We start from the raw sequence: 22,608 nt of genomic DNA on the forward strand, positions 1-22,608 counted from the left end.
AGGCTTTTAGCGCTTGTTCTTCGCTCGCTCTGCCGTTAACCTTCGCGGCGGAGAGTCGATCGGACAGTCGCTGCCCTCTATGAAAATTAGGGGGGGGAGGAAAGTCCGGGCTCCATAGGGCGAAGTGCCAGGTAATGCCTGGGAGGCGTGAGCCTACGGAAAGTGCCACAGAAAATAACCGCCTAAGCGCTCAAGCGCCGGTAAGGGTGAAAAGGTGCGGTAAGAGCGCACCGCGCGTCTGGCAACAGTTCGTGGCTAGGTAAACCCCACTTGGAGCAAGACCAAATAGGGTCCCAAGGCGTGGCCCGCGCTGGGACCGGGTAGGTTGCTAAAGATGTCCAGTGATGGCCATCGTAGACGAATGACTGTTCAAGACAGAACCCGGCTTACAGATCGACTCTCCACCTTTTTCTTTCCCTGCTTGAATCAATGGCATCGGGGCTGTGTAATATCAGCAGGCCTGCTCTGAAAGTTCGGCAGCGGCAATTGCAGTAATAGCCTTTTCCCACCTTGCTTCAATCAACAGCAGAAGCGCTTTTGTAATACCGAAAAAATCTTACTCTTAACAAATTACTTTAACTTTCGAGCGCAGCTTTCAGTGCTGCATCAAGTTATGGGTCAAAAGTCTCCGTCAGATTCTCGTTACTCCTCCTTTTATGCTCCTAAATCTCCGTTCTGTAAGGCTTTTCCTTTAATCCGCGCCTTGACGGTGTGGTGGCCGCATTCCTATAGTGTGCACAAGTGGCGGAAAGTGGCATGAAGTGGGTTTTTTGAGCTCAAAACGATAAAAATTGGAGAAACGCAGACGTGTTTCGCGGAGCTAACGCTATCAGTCTCGATGCAAAGGGCCGTCTCGCTATGCCGAGCCGGTACCGTGACGAGCTGGTTTCGCGTAGTTCTGGCCAATTGATCGTCACCATTGATGCCGTTGATCCGTGCCTTTGCGTCTACCCGCTCGACGAGTGGGAAATTATTGAAACCAAGTTGCGCGCGCTCCCTTCGCTTCGTGAAGAGAACCGCCGCTTGCAGCGTTTATTGATTGGTAATGCCGTCGACCTCGAACTCGATGGCAGTGGTCGTTTTCTGGTTCCACCGCGTCTGCGCGAATACGCAAAGCTTGATAAGAAAGCGATGCTGGTGGGCCAACTGAACAAGTTCCAATTGTGGGACGAGGATGCATGGAATGCGGTATCTGCCGCTGACCTTGCTGCCATTCAACAACCGGGCGCGATGCCTGATGAACTGCGTGATTTGATCCTGTGACTATTGATAGCGGCTTTAACCACATCACCGTACTGCTTGACGAAGCCGTCGAGGCTCTCGCCGTACGTCCTGATGGCTGCTATCTGGACGGTACGTTCGGGCGCGGCGGACACAGTCGGTTGATCCTCAGCCAGCTCGGGCCGGACGGTCGACTCATCGGATTCGACAAAGATCCTCAAGCGATTGCCACCGGGCAAACGCTAGCGGCCGAAGACGGCCGCTTTGTCGTTGTGCAGCGCAGCTTTGCCGAACTCGGTTCGGAAATCGCCGAACGCGGTCTGGCCGGCAAGGTCAGCGGTATTCTGCTCGACCTGGGCGTGTCCTCGCCGCAGCTCGATGACGCTGAGCGCGGTTTCAGTTTCCTCAACGACGGTCCGCTGGACATGCGCATGGATCCGTCCCGCGGCATCAGCGCCGCTGAATTCGTCAACACCGCGCCGGCTGAAGAAATCGCCCGGGTGTTCAAGGAATACGGTGAAGAGCGTTTCTCCGGTCGCATGGCGCGTGCCGTCGCCGAGCGTCGCGATATCAAACCTTTCGAGCGTACCGCCGATCTGGCCGAAGTGCTCAAGGTTGCCAACCCGGCATGGGAAAAGGGCAAGAACCCGGCCACCCGTGCGTTCCAGGGTTTGCGCATTCACGTCAACAACGAATTGGGCGATCTGGAAGCCGGCCTCGAAGCGGCGCTGGAAGCCCTGGAAGTGGGCGGCCGTCTGGTCGTGATCAGCTTCCATTCGCTGGAAGACCGCATCGTCAAATTGTTCATGCGCAAGCTGGTGAAAGGCGAAGCCGATAACCTGCCGCGCAACCTGCCGGTTCGCCATGTGGCGTTCGAGCCGAAAATCAAAGTCCATGGCAAAGCGCAGACGGCCTCCGACGCCGAACTCAAAGCCAACCCACGTTCCCGTAGCGCCGTCATGCGCGTCGCGGAGAAACTGCGTTGAGCAAGCTTTTCGCCAAGCCACTGCCCGGCGGCAGCTTTTTCATGCTGCTGCTGTTTATTGGCGTGCTCGTGTCGGCCATCGCTGTGTCTTACAGCGCTCACTGGAACCGCCAGCTGCTCAACAATCTTTACAACGAACTCAGCGTGCGCGACAAGGCGCAGGCCGAGTGGGGGCGCTTGATTCTCGAGCAAAGCACCTGGACCGCGCACAGCCGGATCGAAGTGCTGGCCACCGAACAACTGAAAATGCATATCCCTGGCGCGGCTGACGTGAAGATGGTGGCGCCATGATGAAACTTGAAGGCGCACTGTTTCCGTGGCGCTTCCGCCTGATGGTGACGCTGCTCGGTTTGATGGTGGCTGCGATCTGCTGGCGCATCATTGACCTGCAAGTGGTTGACCGTGACTTCCTCAAGGGTCAGGGCGATGCACGCAGTCTTCGTCACATCCCGATTCCTGCTCACCGTGGTCTGATCACCGACCGTAACGGCGAGCCTTTGGCCGTCAGTACCCCGGTGACCACCCTGTGGGCCAACCCCAAGGAAATGCAGGCGGCCAAAGAGAAGTGGCCAGCACTGGCTGCCGCACTGGGTCAGGACCCTAAAGCCCTGGCCGAACGCCTTGAGGCGCAGGCCAGTAAAGAATTCATTTATCTGGTGCGCGGGCTAACCCCTGAGCAGGGCCAGTCCGTGCTCGACCTGAAAGTGCCGGGCGTTTACGGCATCGAAGAATTCCGCCGGTTCTACCCTGCCGGTGAGGTTACCGCGCACATGGTCGGCTTTACCGACATCGATGATCACGGGCGCGAAGGCGTCGAACTGGCCTACGACGAATGGCTGGCCGGTGTGCCGGGCAAGCGACAAGTCATCAAGGATCGGCGCGGTCGGCTGATCAAGGATGTCCAGGTCACCAAGAACGCCAAGGCCGGCAAGCCCTTGGCGTTGTCCATTGACCTGCGCCTGCAATATCTGGCCAACCGCGAGCTGCGTAACGCGATCATCGAGAACGGCGCCAAGGCTGGCAGCCTGGTGATCATGGACGTGAAGACCGGCGAGATCCTCGCCATGGTCAACCAGCCCACCTACAACCCGAACAACCGTCGCAACCTGCAACCGGCGATGATGCGTAACCGCGCGATGATCGACGTGTTTGAACCGGGTTCGACCATGAAAGCCATCTCGATGGCCGCCGCGATCGAAACCGGCCGCTGGAAACCGAGCGATACCGTCGAGGTTTATCCAGGCACGCTGCAGATCGGCAAATACACCATCAAGGACGTTTCGAGGTCTGAAGGCCCGGTGCTCGACCTGACCGGCATCCTGATCAATTCCAGTAACGTCGGCATGAGTAAGGTCGCGTTCGATATCGGCGGTGAAACGATTTTCCGCCTGGCGCAGAAAGTCGGTCTCGGCCAGGACACCGGCCTCGGCTTCCCAGGCGAGCGTGTCGGCAACCTGCCGAACTACCGCGAATGGCGCAAGGCAGAGACGGCCACGCTGTCCTACGGTTACGGTATTTCCGTCACTGCGATTCAACTGGTTCACGCCTTCTCGGCGCTGGCCAACAACGGTCGCCTCGCGCCGCTGACGCTGATCAAAACCGACAAGATGCCGCAGACCACGCAAGTGCTGCCGGAAACTGTCGCGAAAACCTTGCAGGGCATGTTGACCCAGGTGATCGAAGCCCCGCGTGGTGTGTTCCGTGCGCAGGTGCCGGCATATCACGTGGCGGGCAAATCGGGTACGGCGCGCAAGACTTCGGTGGGCACCAAGGGCTACGCCGAAAACTCCTACCGTTCGCTGTTCGCCGGCTTCGGCCCGATGAGCGATCCGCGTTACGCCATCGTTGTGGTGATCGATGAACCAAGCAAGGCCGGTTACTACGGTGGTCTGGTTTCCGCGCCGGTGTTCAGCCGTGTGATGTCCGGCACCCTGCGCTTGATGAACGTGACCCCGGATAACCTGCCGACCCCACAACAGGCCAACACTACCCCGGTCGTTCCGCTGAAAGCCAATGGAGGGCGCGGCTGATGTCATTGAGTCTGAACAAGATATTCCCCCACGCCGGCCACGATCTGTTGATCCGTGAATTGGCGCTGGATAGCCGTAACGTACGTGCGGGCGACCTGTTCCTCGCGGTGCCGGGCGGCAAATTCGATGGGCGTGCGCACATTGCCGATGCCTTGCAACGTGGCGCCGCTGCTGTGGCCTATGAAGTGGAAGGCGCCACTGTGCTGCCAATCACCGATGTGCCGCTGATTCCGGTCAAGGGTCTGGCAGCGCAGCTGTCGGACATCGCCGGGCGTTTTTACGGTGAGCCAAGCCATCACCTGAACCTGGTGGGGGTGACGGGCACCAACGGTAAAACCAGCGTGACCCAACTGGTTGCGCAGGCGCTGGACCTGCTCGGCCAGCATTGCGGCATTGTCGGCACCCTCGGTTCCGGCTTCTATGGCGCATTGCAAAGCGGCCTGCACACCACGCCGAATCCGATCGCCGTGCAAGCGACTCTGGGCGACCTGAAAAAGGCTGGTGCCAAAGCGGTGACCATGGAAGTGTCGTCCCACGGTCTGGATCAGGGTCGCGTCACCGCGCTGGCGTTCGACGTTGCCGTGATGACCAACCTGTCCCGCGATCATCTGGATTATCACGGCACGATGGAGGCTTACGCGCAGGCCAAGGCCAAGTTGTTCGCCTGGAATGATCTGAAATGCCGTGTGGTCAACCTCGACGACGATTTCGGCCGGCAACTGGCCGCCGAAAAACGCGAGTCGCGTTTGATCACCTACAGCCTGCTCGACAGCAGCGCTTACCTGTACTGCCGCGAAGCGCAGTTTGACGATCACGGCGTGCGCGCCACCTTGGTCACGCCGCAGGGCGAGCATCATCTGCGCAGCACGCTGCTCGGTCGTTTCAACCTGAGCAACGTATTGGCAGCCGTTGGCGCCTTGCTCGGCCTGGATTACGCGCTCGACGAAATTCTCAAGGTACTGCCAAAACTCGAAGGCCCGGCCGGACGCATGCAGCGTCTTGGCGGCGGCACTCAGCCGTTGGTGGTGGTCGATTACGCGCACACCCCGGATGCACTGGAAAAAGTCCTGACGGCTTTGCGCCCGCACGTCAAAGGTCAGTTGCTGTGCCTGTTCGGCTGTGGCGGTGACCGTGATCGCGGCAAGCGTCCGTTGATGGCTGAAGTGGTCGAGCGTCTGGCCGATCAAGTGCTTGTCACCGATGACAATCCGCGCACCGAAGACCCCGCAGTGATTTTCGATGACATCCGCGCCGGTTTCACGGCTGTGGATAAAGTCACCTTCGTCTCCGGTCGTGGTCAGGCAATCGCGCAATTCATTGCTGGTGCTTCGGCGGATGACGTGATCGTTCTGGCCGGTAAAGGTCACGAGGACTATCAGGAAATCAACGGCGAGCGTCACGCCTTCTCTGACCTGGTCGAAGCGGATCACGCGCTGACCGCTTGGGAGGTGGCCCATGCTTGAGGCCCTGACACTCAGCGAGCTGACCAACGCACTCGACGCACGCCTGATCAGCGCCGATGCCAGTTTCGATGGCGTGAGCATCGACAGCCGCGGGATCAAACCCGGCCAACTGTTTATTGCCCTGACTGGCCCGCGTTTCGACGGTCATGATTATCTGAACGACGTCGCCGGCAAAGGCGCCGTTGCTGCACTGGTCGAGCGCGAAGTCGCCGACAGCACCTTGCCGCAATTGCTGGTCAAGGACACCCGTCAGGCCCTGGGCCAGTTGGGGGCCTTGAACCGTGCCGCGTTCACTCAGCCGGTGGCTGCCGTGACCGGTTCCAGCGGCAAGACCACGGTCAAGGAAATGCTCGCCAGCATCCTGCGCACGCGCGGTCCGGTGCTGGCAACACGCGGCAACCTGAACAACGACCTCGGCGTTCCGCTGACACTGATCGAACTCGCGCCGGAACACACCTCCGCTGTGATCGAACTGGGCGCCTCGCGTCTGGGCGAAATCGCCTACACCGTCGGGCTGACCAAGCCTCACGTAGCGATCCTGAACAATGCCGGTACCGCTCACGTTGGTGAGTTCGGTGGCCCGGAAAAAATCGTCGAAGCCAAAGGCGAAATCATCGAAGGGCTGGCGGCCGATGGCATTGCCGTGCTCAACCTTGACGACAAGGCCTTTGGTATCTGGAAGACCCGCGCTGCCGGTCGCAAGGTGCTGACCTTCGCGCTGAGCAACACTCAAGCGGACTTCTACGCCAGCGACCTGAGCACTGATGCCCGCGGTTGCCCGGCCTTCAATCTGCACACGCCGGAAGGTAGCGAGCGCGTTCAACTGAACCTGCTCGGCACCCATAACGTTGCCAACGCCATGGCCGCCGCCGCTGCTGCCCACGCCCTGGGTGTGTCGCTGTTCGGCATCGCCACTGGCCTTGGCGCGGTGCAACCGGTCAAGGGCCGCACCGTCGCGCAATTGGCGAAAAACGGCATGCGCGTGATTGATGACACTTACAACGCAAACCCCACCTCGATGTGCGCGGCCGTTGATATACTCGCCGGCTTTTCCGGCCGCACCGTCCTGGTGCTCGGAGATATCGGCGAGTTGGGCGATTGGGCGGAGCAGGGGCACCGCGACGTGGGTGAGTACGCCCGGGGCAAGGTATCCGCGCTTTACGCGGTCGGACCGAACATGGTTCACGCCGTCAACGCATTCGGTGAGCAGGCGCATCACTTCGGCACACAGGCCGAATTGATCCAGGCCCTGGACGCCGAGCAGGACACAAACACCACCATTTTGATCAAGGGTTCGCGCAGTGCAGCGATGGAAAACATCGTTGCGGCTCTGTGCGGGTCCAGTCTGGAGAAACATTAATGCTGCTGCTGCTAGCGGAGTATCTGCAACAGTTCCACAAAGGCTTCGCGGTCTTTCAGTACCTGACCCTGCGTGGGATCCTCGGTGTGCTGACCGCGCTGGTTTTGTCGCTGTGCTATGGCCCGTGGATGATCCGCACACTGCAGAACCGTCAGATCGGCCAGTCCGTTCGTAACGACGGCCCGCAATCGCACCTGTCCAAGTCGGGTACCCCGACCATGGGCGGCGCGCTGATTCTGTCGTCCATCGGCGTCAGTACGTTGCTCTGGGCTGACCTGAGCAACCGCTATGTCTGGACCGTGCTGCTGGTGACCCTGTTGTTCGGCGCCATTGGCTGGGTCGACGATTACCGCAAAGTCATCGAGAAGAATTCGCGTGGCTTGCCGAGCCGCTGGAAGTATTTCTGGCAGTCGGTGTTTGGTCTGGGCGCGGCGATCTTCCTTTATATGACCGCTTCGACGCCGGTGGAAACCACGCTGATCCTGCCGATGCTCAAGGATTACAGCATTCCGCTGGGCTTCGGCTTCATCGTGCTGACCTACTTCGTGATCGTCGGTTCGAGCAACGCGGTCAACCTCACCGACGGCCTCGACGGTCTGGCGATCATGCCAACCGTGATGGTCGGCGGTGGTCTCGGCATCTTCTGCTACCTGTCGGGTAACGTGAAATTCGCTGAATACCTGTTGATCCCGTATGTACCGGGCGCAGGCGAACTGATTGTGTTCTGCGGCGCATTGATCGGTGCCGGTCTGGGTTTCCTCTGGTTCAACACCTATCCGGCCCAAGTCTTCATGGGCGACGTCGGCGCACTGGCGCTGGGTGCTGCACTGGGCACCATCGCCGTGATCGTCCGTCAGGAGATCGTCCTGTTCATCATGGGCGGCGTGTTCGTGATGGAAACCCTGTCGGTGGTCATCCAGGTTGCATCCTTCAAGCTGACCGGTCGCCGAGTATTCCGCATGGCACCGATACACCACCACTTTGAACTCAAGGGCTGGCCCGAGCCGCGCGTGATCGTCCGTTTCTGGATCATCACCGTGATTCTCGTGCTGGTTGGCCTTGCCACCCTGAAGCTGAGGTAGAACGAGTGTCTCTGATCGCTTCTGACCACTTCCGCATCGTTGTCGGCCTCGGCAAGAGCGGCATGTCCCTGGTTCGCTTCCTGGCGAACCGGGGCACGTCGTTTGCCGTGGCCGATACGCGGGAGAATCCACCGGAACTGGCCACGCTCAAGCGTGACTATCCGCACGTGGAAGTGCGTTGTGGCGAGCTGGACGTTGAATTCCTCTGCCGTGCCGACGAGCTCTACGTGAGCCCCGGCCTGGCGCTGGCGACCCCGGCCCTGCAAGCCGCTGCGGCCCGTGGCGTGAAACTGTCCGGTGACATCGAGCTGTTCGCGCGTAACGCGAAGGCGCCGATTGTGGCCATCAGCGGTTCCAACGCGAAAAGCACCGTCACCACCCTGGTCGGCGAGATGGCGGCTGCGGCCGGCAAACGTGTGGCGGTGGGCGGCAATCTCGGTACCCCGGCGCTGGATCTGCTCAGCGACGATGTCGAGTTGTACGTGATGGAGCTGTCGAGCTTTCAGCTGGAAACCACCGATCAGCTCAACGCTGAAGTGGCGACCGTGCTGAACATCAGCGAAGACCACATGGATCGCTACAGTGGTCTGCCGGCGTACCACCTGGCCAAGCACCGGATCTTCCGTGGTGCCAAGCAGTTCGTGGTCAACCGTCAGGATGCACTGACCCGTCCACTGATGGGCGAGGGCCAGCCATGCTGGACGTTCGGCCTGACCAAACCTGATTTCAAGGCATTCGGTATCCGCGAAGAAGAGGGCGAGAAGTATCTGGCCTTCGAATTCCAGAACCTGATGCCAGTCCGCGAGCTGAAAATTCGTGGCGCGCACAACCAGTCCAACGCACTGGCGGCGCTGGCGCTCGGCCATGCGGTCGGCCTGCCATTCGACGCAATGCTTGCGGCCCTGCGCACCTTCGCCGGTCTCGAACACCGCTGCCAGTGGGTGCGTGATCTGGACGGTGTCGCTTACTACAACGATTCCAAAGCCACCAACGTTGGCGCCGCACTGGCGGCCATCGAAGGCCTGGGTGCGGACATCGACGGCAAGGTCATCCTGATCGCCGGTGGTGATGGCAAAGGTGCCGAGTTCAACGACCTGCGTGATCCGGTGGCAGCCAACTGCCGCGCCGTGATCCTGATGGGCCGCGACTCCGACAAGATCGGCGCGGCCATCGGCGATGGCGTGCCACTGATTCGCGCAACCTCCCTGGTTGATGCTGTCGCGCAATGTCGCGTCGCCGCCCAACCGGGTGATGTGGTGCTGCTGTCGCCGGCCTGTGCCAGTTTCGACATGTTCAAGAATTATGAAGACCGTGGTCACCAGTTCGTCCGCGCCGTGGAGGAATTGGCATGAACCTGAGAAATATCATCAAGCCGTACCCGTCGCCGCTGATTACCGGGCGCGGCATCGATCTCGACTTCCCGATGCTCGCCGGTTGCCTGGCGCTGCTCGGCTTGGGCCTGATCATGATCGCTTCGGCCTCCACCGAAGTGGCAGCCGCGCAGTCGGGCAGTCCGCTGTATTACATGATCCGCCACCTTATCTATGTGGTGCTGGGATTGGGCGCGTGCATCATCACTATGATGATTCCGATCGCCACCTGGCAACGCCTTGGCTGGTTGATGCTGCTGGGTGCATTCGGCCTGCTGATCATGGTGATCATCCCGGGGATCGGCCGTGAGGTTAACGGTTCGATGCGCTGGATCGGTTTCAGCTTCTTCAACGTGCAGCCCTCGGAGATCGCCAAGGTATTCGTGGTGATTTACCTCGCCGGATATCTGGTGCGTCGCCAGAAAGAAGTGCGCGAGAGCTGGATGGGTTTCTTCAAGCCGTTCATCGTGCTGCTGCCAATGGCCGGTCTGTTGCTGATGGAGCCGGACTTCGGTGCCACCGTTGTAATGATGGGGGCTGCGGCGGCGATGCTGTTCCTTGGCGGGGTCGGCTTGTTCCGCTTCTCGCTGATGGTGGTGCTGGCGGTCGGGGCCGTGGTCCTGCTGATTCAGATGCAGCCGTACCGGATGGCGCGTCTGACCAACTTCGCCGACCCGTGGGCCGACCAGTTCGGCGCCGGTTATCAGTTGTCGCAAGCGCTGATCGCGTTCGGTCGTGGTGAATGGCTGGGCGTGGGCCTGGGCAACAGCGTGCAAAAGCAGTTCTACCTGCCGGAAGCGCACACCGACTTCGTGTTCTCGGTACTCGCCGAAGAGCTCGGTGCGGTGGGTTCGTTGTGCACCGTGGCCCTGTTCGTGTTCGTGTGTCTGCGCGGCATGTACATCGGTCTGTGGGCCGAGAAAGCCAAGCAGTACTTCGCCGCTTATGTGGCGTACGGCCTGTCATTCCTGTGGATTGGTCAGTTCCTGATCAACATCGGTGTGAACGTCGGCCTGCTGCCAACCAAGGGTCTGACCTTGCCGTTCCTCAGTTATGGCGGCAGCTCGCTGGTGATCTGCTGTGCCTGCCTTGGCCTGTTGCTGAGGATCGAGTGGGAGAGTCGAACCCATTTGGGCAGTGAAGAGATGGAATTCCATGAGAGCGACTTCGCCGAGGAGCCGAATCATGGGCGCTAACGTATTGATCATGGCCGGCGGAACCGGCGGCCACGTATTCCCGGCGCTGGCCTGTGCCCGCGAGTTTCAGGCGCGCGGCTACACCGTGCACTGGCTCGGCACGCCACTCGGGATCGAGAACGAACTGGTGCCGGCCGCAGGGCTGGAACTGCATCGCATCAACGCCAGTGGCCTGCGCGGCAAGGGCAAGCTGTCGCTGCTCAAGGCGCCGCTCATGCTGCTTAAATCGGTCTGGCAGGCGCGGGCGATCATTCGTCGGCTGCGTCCGGTGTGTGTGGTCGGCTTCGGTGGCTACGTGACCGGCCCCGGCGGTCTCGCGGCGAAACTGGCCGGTGTGCCGGTGATCGTTCACGAGCAGAACGCCGTCGCCGGCACCGCCAATCGGTTGCTGGTGCCGTTCGCCGCCCGAGTGTGTGAAGCGTTCCCCGACACCTTTACTCTGTCGGACAGCCGCCGTACCACCGGCAACCCGGTGCGCAGCGAGCTGTTCCTCGAAACACCGCGACCTGCTCTGGCCGGTCGCAAAGCGCGTTTGCTGATCCTGGGCGGAAGCCTTGGCGCAGAACCGTTGAACAAGTTGCTGCCTGAAGCGCTGGCGCAAGTCGCTGTCGATTTGCGTCCGGAAGTGTTCCATCAGGCCGGCAAAAACCACGATGAAGTGACTGCAGAGCGCTACCGCGCCGCCGGCGTGGAAGCGCAGGTGCAGCCGTTCATCAAAGACATGGCCCAGGCCTATGGCTGGGCTGACCTGGTGGTGTGCCGTGCAGGCGCGTTGACCATCAGTGAACTGGCTGCCGCCGGTCTGCCCTCGATGCTGGTGCCTTTGCCCCATGCCATCGACGATCACCAGACCCGCAACGCCGATTATTTGGCCCGTGAAGGCGCTGCCTTCCTGATGCCGCAAAGAACGACTGGTGCCGCGGACCTTGCCGCGCGCCTGACAGAGGTCTTGATGCAACCGCAACGACTCGAAGAAATGGCCCAAGCGGCCCGCCGTCTGGCGAAACCCGATGCCACCCGTAGCGTGGTCGATACCTGTCTGGAGGTGGTCCATGGTTGAGAATCAGAAAGCCATGCCGCAACCGGAAATGCGCCGCATCCGTCGCATCCACTTCGTCGGTATCGGCGGCGTGGGCATGTGCGGCATCGCCGAAGTGTTGTTGAACCTGGGCTATGAAGTGTCCGGTTCCGACCTGAAAGCCTCGCCGGTCACCGAGCGTCTGGAATCGTTCGGCGCGAAGATCTTCATCGGCCACCGTGCCGAGAACGCTGCTGCCGCCGATGTGCTGGTGGTGTCGAGCGCCGTCAACACCTCCAACCCGGAAGTGGCGACTGCACTGGAGCGCCGCATCCCGGTGGTGCCGCGTGCCGAGATGCTGGCTGAGCTGATGCGCTATCGCCACGGCATCGCAGTTGCCGGTACCCACGGCAAAACCACCACGACCAGCCTGATTGCTTCCGTGTTCGCCGCCGGTGGTCTCGATCCGACGTTCGTTATCGGTGGGCGTCTGAACGCTGCCGGCACCAACGCGCAACTCGGCACCAGCCGTTACCTGATCGCCGAAGCCGATGAAAGCGACGCGAGCTTCCTGCACTTGCAGCCGCTCGTGGCCGTGGTCACCAACATCGACGCCGATCACATGGCGACCTACGGCGGTGACTTCAACAAGCTGAAGAAAACCTTCGTCGAATTCCTGCACAACCTGCCGTTCTACGGTTTGGCGGTGATGTGCCTGGACGACCCGGTCGTGCGCGAAATCCTGCCACTGGTCAAACGCCCAACCGTGACTTACGGCTTCAGTGAAGACGCCGACATTCGTGCGATCAACGTGCGTCAGCAAGGCATGCAGACCTTCTTCACCGTGCTGCGTCCTGATCGCGAGCCGCTGGATGTATCGGTGAACATGCCGGGCAACCACAACGTGCTCAATTCGCTGGCAACCATCTGCATCGCCACCGACGAGGGCGTCAGCGATGAAGCCATCGTTCAGGGCCTGTCGGGCTTCCAGGGTGTCGGTCGACGTTTCCAGGTCTACGGCGAACTGCCGGTGGACGGCGGCAGCGTGATGCTGGTCGACGACTACGGCCACCATCCGACCGAAGTCGCGGCCGTGATCAAAGCCGTGCGGGGTGGCTGGCCGGAGCGCCGTCTGGTGATGGTTTACCAGCCGCACCGCTACAGCCGCACCCGCGATCTGTACGACGACTTCGTCAATGTACTGGCTGACGCCAACGTGTTGCTGCTGATGGAAGTCTATCCGGCCGGTGAAGAGCCGATCCCGGGCGCCGACAGCCGCAAGCTGTGCAACAGCATTCGGCAGCGCGGTGCGCTCGACCCGATCTATATCGAGCGTGGCGTCGATCTGGCGCCGCTGGTCAAGCCGCTGTTGCGCACCGGCGACATCCTGCTGTGCCAGGGCGCTGGTGATATCGGCGGTCTCGCGCCGAAGCTGTTGAAAAGTGAATTGTTCGCTGGCGCCGTGGCCGCGCCGGTCGAGGGGAAGTTGAAATGACTGCTGCCTACGCCAATCTGTTCTCCACCATCGCGCCGAAAGACTTCGGCCGTGTCGCCGTGCTGTTCGGTGGCCTGAGTGCCGAGCGTGAGGTTTCGTTGAAATCCGGTAACGCCGTGCTCGAGGCGCTGCAGAGCGCTGGCGTGGACGCGTTCGGCATCGACGTCGGCGACGATATTCTGCAGCGTCTGCTGAGCGAAAAAATCGACCGCGCCTTCATCATTCTCCACGGTCGTGGCGGTGAAGACGGCTCCATGCAGGGCCTGCTCGAAGTCGCCGGCATTCCATACACCGGCAGCGGCATTCTGGCTTCGGCACTGGCCATGGACAAACTGCGCACCAAGCAGGTCTGGCACAGCCTCGGGATTCCGACGCCGCGTCACGCCGTGCTGTGCAGCGAAGCCGATTGTATTTCGGCAGCGACGGAACTGGGCTTCCCTTTGATCGTCAAACCGGCGCATGAAGGTTCAAGTATCGGGATGGCCAAAGTGAGTTCTGCGTCCGAGTTGATCGACGCATGGAAAGCGGCCAGTACCTACGATTCGCAAGTGTTGGTCGAGCAATGGATTCAAGGTCCGGAGTTCACCATCGCCACCCTGCGTGACCAGGTGTTGCCTCCAATCGCCCTGGGTACACCGCACACGTTCTACGACTACGACGCCAAGTACATCGCCAACGATACCCAGTACCGCATTCCGTGCGGGCTGGATGCCGCCAAGGAAAAAGAACTCATGGATCTCACGGCCAAGGCCTGTGAGGCGCTGGGTATCGCCGGTTGGGGCAGGGCAGATGTGATGCAGGACGCCGACGGGCAGTTCTGGTTCCTGGAAGTGAACACCGCACCGGGCATGACCGATCACAGTCTGGTGCCGATGGCGGCCCGTGCTGCCGGTCTGGATTTCCAGCAACTGGTACTGGCCATTCTGGCTGCCAGCGTAGAAGAGGCGCGAGGTTAAGACGATGCAAGGCGCACAGCTCAGACATCAGCCATCCGCACCCGGCCGCAAGCCGGTGCCGCGGGGTGCCAGCCGAATGGTGGCCAAAGAGCCGATGTCCGCGCGCCTGCCAAAAGCCAACTTCGGTTTTGTGAAAAGCCTGTTCTGGCCAGTGCTGCTGGTGGTGCTCGGGTTCGGTACTTACGAAGGTGCGCAGCGGTTGCTGCCGTACGCCGACCGGCCGATCGCCAAAATCGCCGTGCAGGGTGACCTGAGCTACATCAGCCAGCAAGCGGTGCAGCAGCGAATCGCCCCGTTCGTCGCGTCGAGCTTCTTCACCATCGACCTGGCCAGCATGCGCAAAGAGCTTGAGCAAATGCCCTGGATTGCCCACGCCGAAGTGCGTCGGGTGTGGCCGGATCAAGTGGTGATCCGCCTCGAAGAGCAACTGCCGATAGCGCGTTGGGGCGACGAGTCATTGCTCAACAACCAGGGCCAGGCGTTTACACCCAGGGAACTGGCGAACTACGAACACCTGCCACAACTGTTCGGCCCACAACGGGCTCAGCTGCAAGTGATGCAGCAATACCAGGTGCTGAGCCAGATGCTTCGGCCTATGGGCTTCTCGATTGCACGCCTGGAATTGCGTGAGCGAGGTAGCTGGTTCCTGACCACCGGTGCCGGCAGTTCCGGCCCCGGCATCGAGTTGCTGCTGGGACGCGGCAACCTCGTGGAAAAGATGCGCCGCTTTATCGCCATCTATGACAAGACGCTTAAAGAACAGATTACGAACATTGCGCGCATCGATCTGCGCTACGCCAACGGCCTTGCTGTTGGCTGGCGGGAACCAGTAGCGCCGACGGCAGCCCAACCCGCTGTCGCAAAGAATTAAGAAGAGGCAGGACCCATGGCAAACGTGCAAAGCGGCAAAATGATCGTCGGTCTGGATATCGGCACCTCCAAGGTGGTGGCGCTGGTAGGCGAGGTCTCGGACGACGGCACGCTGGAAATCGTCGGTATCGGTACACATCCGTCCCGCGGCCTGAAAAAAGGCGTGGTGGTGAATATCGAGTCCACCGTGCAATCGATCCAGCGCGCGATCGAAGAAGCCCAACTGATGGCGGGCTGCCGCATTCACTCGGCGTTCGTCGGCGTGGCGGGTAATCACATCCGCAGCCTGAACTCCCACGGCATCGTTGCGATTCGTGATCGCGAAGTCAGCTCGGCCGACCTTGAGCGCGTGCTCGACGCCGCCCAGGCTGTCGCGATCCCGGCTGATCAGCGTGTGCTACATACCTTGCCGCAGGATTACGTGATCGATAACCAGGAAGGCGTTCGCGAACCTCTGGGCATGTCCGGCGTACGTCTGGAAGCCAAGGTTCACGTGGTCACCTGCGCCGTCAACGCCGCACAGAACATTGAAAAATGCGTGCGCCGCTGCGGTCTGGAAATCGACGACATCATTCTGGAGCAACTGGCGTCCGCGTATTCGGTGCTGACCGATGACGAGAAAGAGCTGGGCGTGTGCCTGGTCGATATCGGCGGCGGTACCACCGACATCGCGATCTTCACCGAAGGCGCGATCCGCCACACGGCCGTGATCCCGATTGCCGGTGATCAGGTGACCAACGACATCGCCATGGCGTTGCGCACCCCGACCCAGTACGCCGAAGAGATCAAGATCCGTTACGCCTGCGCTCTGGCCAAACTGGCTGGCGCCGGCGAAACCATCAAAGTGCCAAGCGTTGGCGACCGTCCCCCGCGTGAACTGTCGCGTCAGGCCCTGGCCGAAGTGGTCGAGCCGCGTTACGACGAACTGTTCACCCTGATCCAGGCCGAACTGCGCCGCAGCGGCTACGAAGACCTGATTCCGGCCGGCATCGTCCTGACCGGCGGTACGTCGAAGATGGAAGGCGCCACCGAACTGGCCGAAGAAATCTTCCACATGCCGGTACGCCTCGGTGTCCCGCACGGTGTGAAAGGTCTGGATGACGTGGTGCGCAACCCGATTTATTCCACTGGCGTTGGCTTGTTGATGTACGGCCTGCAAAAGCAGTCCGACGGAGTTTCGTTCTCCGGCATCGGCAGCCGCGACAGCTACAGCAGCGAAGAGCCTCAGGCGCCGCTGCTCGACCGACTGAAAAAGTGGGTCCAGGGCAATTTTTAAAAGCAGCGCGAAGCGACAAGCTTCAAGCGGCAAGCAACAGCAGTAGATACACCGCAACAAACAGCAGTAGGCGAAAAAACTAGAGAATGTAAGGAGAGGGAAAATGTTCGAACTCGTAGACAACATCCCCGCAAGCCCGGTAATCAAAGTTATCGGTGTTGGCGGTGGCGGCGGCAACGCTGTCAATCACATGGTCAAGAGCAACATCGAAGGCGTTGAATTCATCTGCGCCAACACTGATGCTCAAGCGCTGAAATCCATCGGCGCGCGGACCATCCTGCAACTGGGCACCGGCGTGACCAAAGGTCTCGGCGCTGGCGCCAACCCTGAAGTAGGTCGTCAGGCTGCTCTCGAAGACCGTGAGCGCATTGCCGAAGTCCTGCAGGGCACCAACATGGTGTTCATCACCACGGGCATGGGCGGTGGTACCGGTACCGGTGCTGCGCCGATCATCGCCGAAGTGGCCAAGGAAATGGGCATTCTGACCGTTGCGGTCGTGACTCGTCCGTTCCCGTTCGAAGGCCGCAAGCGCATGCAGATCGCCGACGAAGGTATTCGTCTGCTGTCGGAAAGCGTTGACTCGTTGATCACCATTCCCAACGAGAAGCTGCTGACCATCCTCGGTAAAGACGCGAGCCTGCTGTCGGCTTTCGCCAAGGCCGACGATGTACTGGCCGGTGCCGTTCGCGGTATCTCCGACATCATCAAGCGTCCGGGCATGATCAACGTCGACTTCGCCGACGTACGTACCGTGATGAGCGAAATGGGCATGGCGATGATGGGCACTGGCTGCGCCAGCGGTCCTAACCGTGCACGTGAAGCCACCGAAGCGGCGATTCGCAACCCGCTGCTCGAAGACGTGAACCTGCAAGGCGCACGCGGCATTCTGGTGAACATCACCGCCGGTCCTGACCTGTCCCTGGGTGAGTACTCCGACGTGGGTAGCATCATCGAAGCCTTCGCATCCGAACACGCCATGGTCAAGGTCGGTACCGTTATCGATCCGGACATGCGTGACGAGCTGCACGTGACCGTCGTTGCCACTGGTCTGGGCGCGAAAATCGAGAAGCCTGTCAAGGTCATCGACAACACCGTTCACACTTCCATGGCGGCTTCTCAGGTTCAGCAACCGGCTCCGTCCCGTCAGGAAGCACCTGCGGTGAACTACCGTGATCTGGACCGTCCGACCGTCATGCGCAACCAGGCTCAGGCCGGTGCTGCGGCTGCCGCGAAGATGAATCCGCAAGATGACCTGGACTACCTGGACATCCCGGCTTTCCTGCGTCGTCAGGCCGATTGATGGAATGTATCAGGGCTATGAAGGTGATTGGTGTTCAGCAAAGGCTCGGTCTGCTATTATCGCCAGCCTTTGTTGATACCAGTTCGCAATTTGCGCTGAAGCGGCCCAAGCCATGATTAAACAACGCACACTGAAAAATATTATCCGTGCCACAGGTGTAGGCCTGCACTCCGGTGAGAAGGTCTATCTGACCCTCAAGCCTGCGCCTGTCGACACTGGCATTGTGTTTTGTCGCGCTGACCTCGACCCTGTGGTGCAGATTCCTGCCCGCGCGGAAAACGTCGGTGAAACCACTATGTCGACGACGCTGGTAAACGGCGACGTCAAAGTGGACACGGTAGAGCACTTGCTCTCGGCCATGGCTGGCCTGGGCATCGATAACGCCTACGTCGAGCTCTCCGCGTCCGAAGTCCCGATCATGGATGGCAGCGCTGGACCCTTCGTATTCCTGATTCAATCGGCTGGCCTGGAAGAACAGGACGCCGCCAAGAAATTCATCCGCATCCTGCGTGAAGTGACAGTGGAAGATGGCGACAAGCGCGCCACTTTCGTCCCTTTCGAAGGGTTCAAGGTGAGCTTCGAGATCGATTTCGATCACCCGGTTTTCCGGGACCGCACCCAAAGTGCAAGCGTGGATTTTTCCAGCACTTCGTTCGTAAAAGAAGTCAGCCGCGCCCGTACTTTCGGTTTCATGAGTGATATCGAGTACCTGCGCAAGCACAACCTCGCACTCGGCGGCAGCGTTGAAAACGCAATCGTGGTCGATGCCGATGGCGTACTGAACGAAGACGGCCTTCGCTATGAAGACGAATTCGTGAAGCACAAAATCCTCGATGCCATTGGCGATCTGTACCTGCTGGGCAATAGCCTGATTGGTGAGTTCAAAGGCTTCAAGTCCGGTCATGCACTGAACAACCAGCTGCTGCGCAAATTGATTGAGCAGACAGATGCCTGGGAAGTGGTGACGTTCGAAGACGCCAGTACCGCACCAATCTCTTACATGCGCCCTGTTGCGGCGGTGTAAGTAAAAAACCTCTCTAGTTTTTTGAAGGCCATCCTCGGATGGCCTTTTTTTATGCCTGGTGTTTTTGTGTTGCCTGAGCTGACCTCATCGCTGGCAAGCCAGCTCCCACAGGTTTCTTCGTTTTCCATAGATATCCACAACACCACAAATCCATGTGGGAGCTGGCTTGCCAGCGATGGAGCCGGTAAGGGCAAAGCATTAATCAGGCAGCCACCACCACCCGATTGCGCCCACCTTCCTTGGCCTGATACAACGCCTTGTCCGCCGCGAACAGCAACTGCTCGAGCGTCATCTCGCTCGTCGTCGTCCACGAAGCGATGCCGATACTCACCGTCATCGGCGACTCGGCCCCTGCGACCAACGGTAATTGTTCCACCGCCAGCCGAATATGCTCGGCAATCTGCTGCGCGCCAGCACTGTCGGTCTCGGCAAGAATCACCGAAAACTCCTCGCCGCCGTAACGCGCCACCAGATCCGTCGGTCGTCGCACATTCGCCGTGATCACGTTAGCCAATTCGCGCAACGCCTGATCCCCTGCCTGATGGCCATGCCGGTCGTTGAACGCCTTGAAGTGATCGGCGTCGATCATCATCACCGACAGCGGCTTGCCCGAGCGCTGGGCGCGAAACCATTCATGGCGCAGCGACTGATCGAGCATTCGCCGGTTGGCCACCCCGGTAAGCGCATCGGTGGCGGCCAATTGCGCCAGTTCGTGTTCGGCTCGCTGACGCAGACGCAGTTCACGCACAAGCAGCCAGGTCAGCCAGAGCAGGCCAAGGCACAGCACGCCGGTGGCGCCACTGATGAGTATTGTGGTGCGGCGCCAGGCGGCGAATACCTCGTCGCTGGACAACGCGACGATCACCGTCAGCGGCAGGTTACCGACCCGCGAATAGGTGTAGAGCCGTTGCTGATAATCGATGCTCGACGTGCTGTTAAAACTGCCGTTGCCACTTCTGTCGCTCAGAATTCGCACGACATTGGGTCGATTGCCGAAACTTTTACCGACGGAGTCGCTTTGCAGGTACGGCTTCTGCGCAAGCAACACGCCATCGTTGTCGATGATGTTCAGTGTGCTGCCATTGCCGATGTCGAGGGTGTTGAATAATTGGTCGAAGTAATCGAGCTTCAACGATGCCACGGCCACGCCGACGAACTCGCCGGTGTCCGAGGAAATACGTCGACTGAAGCTGAGGCGCCATTGATTGGCCTCATCGCAGTCGCAACGGGTCTTGAACGGTCGGCTGATAAACATGCCGACATCGCGGTTGAAGGCATGGGCGAGAAAGTAATCGCGGTCAGCGAAGTTGCCCGGTTTCGGCACGAGCTGCGATGAGTCGGCAACCACATTGCCGAGCTTGTCGAGCAACAGAATGTCGCCCTTGAAGCGTGCAGTGGTCGAGCGGTCGAACAGCGCCAGATGGCGGATCTGCGGGGTTAGGTCACGCAGGTCATCACGCTGCGACGTGGCGATCAGGCCTTGCAACGTCAGGTCGTACAACTCGACGGTGCGCAGTACGTCGGCGTCGATCAACTGGGCGATGGTGGCGGCGCTGCGGGTGCCTGACTCCTGAGCGCTGGCGTGCTCACGAATCAACAGGAACGTGACAATGCACACGATCGCGATCACGCTCAGCAGGCTGCCGAATATCAATAGCCGCTCGGGGCGTCCGGTCTTGCCCGCAACAGGTGGGGTACGGCTCGCGATCATGGTGGGGTTATCGGTTGGGGAATTTTATAAGCGTAGTAGGACAAACACAGCAGCCACAGCCAGAAACGATTCCCAATGTGGGAGCGAGCCTGCTCGCGAAAGCGATGTGTCATTCAACCGGATGTCGATTGGAAGACCACTTTCGCGAGCAGGCTTGCTCCCACAGTGTGCATCATTAAATTCTAGACTGTGTTTGTAGCGCCGATCTTAGAAGACGTTGATCGGGTAGTCGACGATCACGCGGTATTCATCTGTGTCCGAATCAATTACGCCATAACCGTTGCCAACGCGGTGGGTGGCCCATTGCAGGCGCACCGCCAGGTCTTTCGCCTGACCGCTTTGTACGACGTACTTCAAGTCAAGGTCGCGTTCCCAATGCTTGGCGTTGCGGCCGTCGGCGCTGTACCAATTGGAATACCCCACGCTGCTCGGGTCAGCCTTGGTCAAGTCAACCGTCCCCCGCGAGTAAGACACTGCCGAGGTCAGCCCCGGTACGCCGACACCGGCAAAGTCGTAGGCGTATTTGAGTTTCCACGAACGCTCGTTCGGGCCGTTGAAGTCCGAGTATTGCTGGGAGTTGTCGAGGTAAACGCTGTCGCCCTGGCTGATGTAGTCGAACGGCGTGTTGCCGTTGACCCGCTGGTAAGCGGCGGTGACGCTATGGCTGCCGATGCCGACGGTGAAATGCAGGCTGTAGGTGTTGTTGTCGATGTTGCCGAGCAGCGCATCGCCGGTGTCTTGGGTGTGATAGAAGTGCAGGCCCGGGTTGAGGCTGACCTGGTCGTTCAGCTGCCAGGTGTAATCCAGGTCGTAGTAATACTGGTTCCAGATGTCCTTGAGCTCGGACGCATACAGGCTGCTGGTCAAGCCTTCGACACCGCTCCAGGCCACACCGGCCCAGTTCAGGTGTCGGCTTTCGTCACCCTCGGCCAGCGTGCCGTACGAAGTGCCGATGCGCTGGTGACCACTTTGGTTGTACGGCTTGGTGAAACTGGCCTGGCCACCTTCGATCAACCAGCCATCGAAACTGTGGTTGGTCAGGCTGACGCCACGGAACGTCTGCGGCAGCATGCGCGTGTCGCCGCCGGCAATCACCGGGTTGGTGAGGAACAAGTCACCAGCCTTTAGTTCGGTGTCGAACGCGCGCATTTTCAAAGTACCGCCGGCTGTCGAAAACGAGCCTGGTGCCTTGCCGTTGCCATCGCTGATCGGCAGGATGCTGGAGCCATCCGTGCCGCCACCGCCGTCGAGTTTCAACCCGAGCATGGCGTGGGCATCAATGCCAAAGCCGACTGTGCCTTGGGTGTAGCCCGACTGGAATACCCCGAGAAAACCCTGGCCCCACTCGATGTTGTCGTCCGCCTTCTGCAGGCGGTTGCGATTCATGTAGTAGTTGCGGGCGTTGAGGTTGAGGCTCGAGCCTTCGATAAAACCTTCTGGCGCGGGCTCGTCAGCGTGAACGGTGGGGGCAATCGTTGCGGCAATTGCAATGAACAGTGGAGTGAAACGGACTGGGTAACGCACGTGCGGTAAAGCTCCTTGGGTCAACGGCACCTCAATGTTCCGAGGCGCGAAATGTTTCTTGTTGTAAAAGACGCACCAAACAGCTTTCAGACCACAACGAAAAAAGGCCGCTGAAAGGCAGCGGCCTGGAATGACGACGGTTGAACGGGAAGAGCCAAACAACCGCGTCGAGGGAAACGTAGCGATGTGCGACTCAGCTGTCTTTCTCGGAGGCTTGAGCCTGGGTTGCTGCAGCCTGAGGTGTCTGCGTCGCGTCTTTGGCCTTGGCCATCATTTCTGTCTGATGCTGATCGTACGCCTGGGCCCGAGCGCTGTTGTGCGCAACGAACGCCTGGGACTCTTCAGCCATCGCCATCGGCGACAGGATCAATGAGGACAAAACGAAAGCGCTGGCAATACCCATACTGTTGGACATCTTGAAAACCTTCTTGCTTGGCAAGTGCTGTTTGGTGCGGGCAAAGATAAGGTTGCCGGGGCTTGGGAAACAGCGTGATTTTCATAAATGACTATTGCGCAGGAGGTAAAAGTCGAGCCTTGCGTTGGTGCCAAGAGCCTACCCCCTCACCCCAGCCCTCTCCCCCAGGGGGGCGAGGGGGAAAGTGATCTGGTCAAATGATACTGGACACGGTTATAGGGTTTAGGTCATTTCTCATGCTGCCAAGGCTTCCATTGCTACCGGAGTTCGATATCCGTTGTGGCTGTGCAGCCTGATCCGATTGTAATAATG

At 60.0% G+C, this 22,608-nt stretch carries 19 protein-coding genes and 1 other RNA gene; 17 read left to right on the forward strand and 3 right to left on the reverse strand.

Annotated elements, in window-relative coordinates; all coding sequences use genetic code 11:
* Positions 1–51: 51 nt before the first annotated feature.
* The 17 genes from rnpB to lpxC all read left to right on the forward strand — a co-directional run bounded on the left by rnpB (position 52) and on the right by lpxC (position 18,646).
* Positions 52–405: RNase P RNA component class A (rnpB, locus tag IEQ42_RS21505), an RNA gene on the forward strand.
* A gap of 402 nt (positions 406–807) precedes the next feature.
* Complete coding sequence (mraZ, locus tag IEQ42_RS21510; RefSeq protein ID WP_003228026.1) at positions 808–1,263, forward strand: division/cell wall cluster transcriptional repressor MraZ; 456 nt, start codon at positions 808–810, stop codon at positions 1,261–1,263.
* Complete coding sequence (gene rsmH, locus IEQ42_RS21515; RefSeq protein WP_390896372.1) at positions 1,260–2,207, forward strand: 16S rRNA (cytosine(1402)-N(4))-methyltransferase RsmH; 948 nt, start codon at positions 1,260–1,262, stop codon at positions 2,205–2,207. Before mraZ ends, rsmH begins: the two co-directional genes overlap by 4 nt.
* Positions 2,204–2,497, forward strand: a complete 294-nt coding sequence (gene ftsL, locus IEQ42_RS21520; protein WP_210705105.1) for a cell division protein FtsL — start codon at positions 2,204–2,206, stop codon at positions 2,495–2,497. The genes rsmH and ftsL overlap by 4 nt, the downstream gene beginning before the upstream one ends.
* Entirely contained in the window at positions 2,497–4,236 is a 1,740-nt protein-coding gene (locus IEQ42_RS21525) for a peptidoglycan D,D-transpeptidase FtsI family protein (RefSeq protein WP_210705117.1), read from the forward strand. The genes ftsL and IEQ42_RS21525 overlap by 1 nt, the downstream gene beginning before the upstream one ends.
* On the forward strand, positions 4,236–5,699 hold the full coding sequence (locus tag IEQ42_RS21530; protein WP_210705106.1) for a UDP-N-acetylmuramoyl-L-alanyl-D-glutamate--2,6-diaminopimelate ligase: 1,464 nt from the start codon (positions 4,236–4,238) through the stop codon (positions 5,697–5,699). Before IEQ42_RS21525 ends, IEQ42_RS21530 begins: the two co-directional genes overlap by 1 nt.
* Positions 5,692–7,059: a UDP-N-acetylmuramoyl-tripeptide--D-alanyl-D-alanine ligase gene (locus IEQ42_RS21535; protein WP_210705107.1), complete on the forward strand. Its 1,368-nt coding sequence runs from the start codon at positions 5,692–5,694 to the stop codon at positions 7,057–7,059. Before IEQ42_RS21530 ends, IEQ42_RS21535 begins: the two co-directional genes overlap by 8 nt.
* Complete coding sequence (mraY, locus tag IEQ42_RS21540; protein WP_047303084.1) at positions 7,059–8,141, forward strand: phospho-N-acetylmuramoyl-pentapeptide-transferase; 1,083 nt, start codon at positions 7,059–7,061, stop codon at positions 8,139–8,141. The genes IEQ42_RS21535 and mraY overlap by 1 nt, the downstream gene beginning before the upstream one ends.
* Positions 8,142–8,146: 5 nt before the next feature.
* Positions 8,147–9,493, forward strand: coding sequence for a UDP-N-acetylmuramoyl-L-alanine--D-glutamate ligase (gene murD / locus IEQ42_RS21545; protein ID WP_210705108.1), 1,347 nt, complete (start codon positions 8,147–8,149; stop codon positions 9,491–9,493).
* Positions 9,490–10,707, forward strand: coding sequence for a putative lipid II flippase FtsW (ftsW, locus tag IEQ42_RS21550; protein WP_395593166.1), 1,218 nt, complete (start codon positions 9,490–9,492; stop codon positions 10,705–10,707). Before murD ends, ftsW begins: the two co-directional genes overlap by 4 nt.
* Entirely contained in the window at positions 10,697–11,767 is a 1,071-nt protein-coding gene (gene murG / locus IEQ42_RS21555) for an undecaprenyldiphospho-muramoylpentapeptide beta-N-acetylglucosaminyltransferase (RefSeq protein ID WP_210705109.1), read from the forward strand. The genes ftsW and murG overlap by 11 nt, the downstream gene beginning before the upstream one ends.
* Positions 11,760–13,220, forward strand: a complete 1,461-nt coding sequence (murC, locus tag IEQ42_RS21560; RefSeq protein WP_210705110.1) for a UDP-N-acetylmuramate--L-alanine ligase — start codon at positions 11,760–11,762, stop codon at positions 13,218–13,220. The genes murG and murC overlap by 8 nt, the downstream gene beginning before the upstream one ends.
* Positions 13,217–14,176 (forward strand): D-alanine--D-alanine ligase, encoded by a 960-nt coding sequence (locus IEQ42_RS21565; RefSeq protein WP_115148182.1) that lies wholly within the window; start codon positions 13,217–13,219, stop codon positions 14,174–14,176. The genes murC and IEQ42_RS21565 overlap by 4 nt, the downstream gene beginning before the upstream one ends.
* 4 nt (positions 14,177–14,180) lie before the next feature.
* A complete protein-coding gene (locus tag IEQ42_RS21570; protein ID WP_210705111.1) occupies positions 14,181–15,047 on the forward strand; it encodes a cell division protein FtsQ/DivIB in 867 nt (288 codons plus the stop codon).
* Positions 15,048–15,062: 15 nt separating this feature from the next.
* On the forward strand, positions 15,063–16,322 hold the full coding sequence (gene ftsA / locus IEQ42_RS21575) for a cell division protein FtsA (protein ID WP_047303071.1): 1,260 nt from the start codon (positions 15,063–15,065) through the stop codon (positions 16,320–16,322).
* A gap of 103 nt (positions 16,323–16,425) precedes the next feature.
* Positions 16,426–17,622 (forward strand): cell division protein FtsZ, encoded by a 1,197-nt coding sequence (gene ftsZ / locus IEQ42_RS21580; protein WP_042560977.1) that lies wholly within the window; start codon positions 16,426–16,428, stop codon positions 17,620–17,622.
* A 112-nt stretch (positions 17,623–17,734) separates the two neighbouring features.
* Positions 17,735–18,646 carry a UDP-3-O-acyl-N-acetylglucosamine deacetylase gene (gene lpxC, locus IEQ42_RS21585; RefSeq protein WP_007939852.1) on the forward strand — a complete coding sequence of 304 codons (912 nt, stop codon included), beginning with the start codon at positions 17,735–17,737 and terminating at the stop codon, positions 18,644–18,646.
* 202 nt (positions 18,647–18,848) lie between these two features.
* Here the strand turns inward: lpxC and IEQ42_RS21590 are convergent, their stop codons facing one another.
* The 3 genes from IEQ42_RS21590 to IEQ42_RS21600 form a co-directional block, all read right to left on the reverse strand.
* Positions 18,849–20,357, reverse strand: a complete 1,509-nt coding sequence (locus tag IEQ42_RS21590; protein WP_210705113.1) for a sensor domain-containing diguanylate cyclase — start codon at positions 20,355–20,357, stop codon at positions 18,849–18,851.
* 207 nt (positions 20,358–20,564) lie between these two features.
* Positions 20,565–21,881 (reverse strand): OprD family porin, encoded by a 1,317-nt coding sequence (locus IEQ42_RS21595; protein WP_210705114.1) that lies wholly within the window; start codon positions 21,879–21,881, stop codon positions 20,565–20,567.
* 193 nt (positions 21,882–22,074) lie between these two features.
* Positions 22,075–22,296, reverse strand: a complete 222-nt coding sequence (locus tag IEQ42_RS21600) for a hypothetical protein (protein ID WP_042560974.1) — start codon at positions 22,294–22,296, stop codon at positions 22,075–22,077.
* Between the last annotated feature and the right edge of the window lie 312 nt (positions 22,297–22,608).

Source organism: Pseudomonas iridis (genome assembly GCF_017980685.1).
Taxonomy (GTDB): Bacteria; Pseudomonadota; Gammaproteobacteria; order Pseudomonadales; family Pseudomonadaceae; genus Aquipseudomonas; species Aquipseudomonas iridis.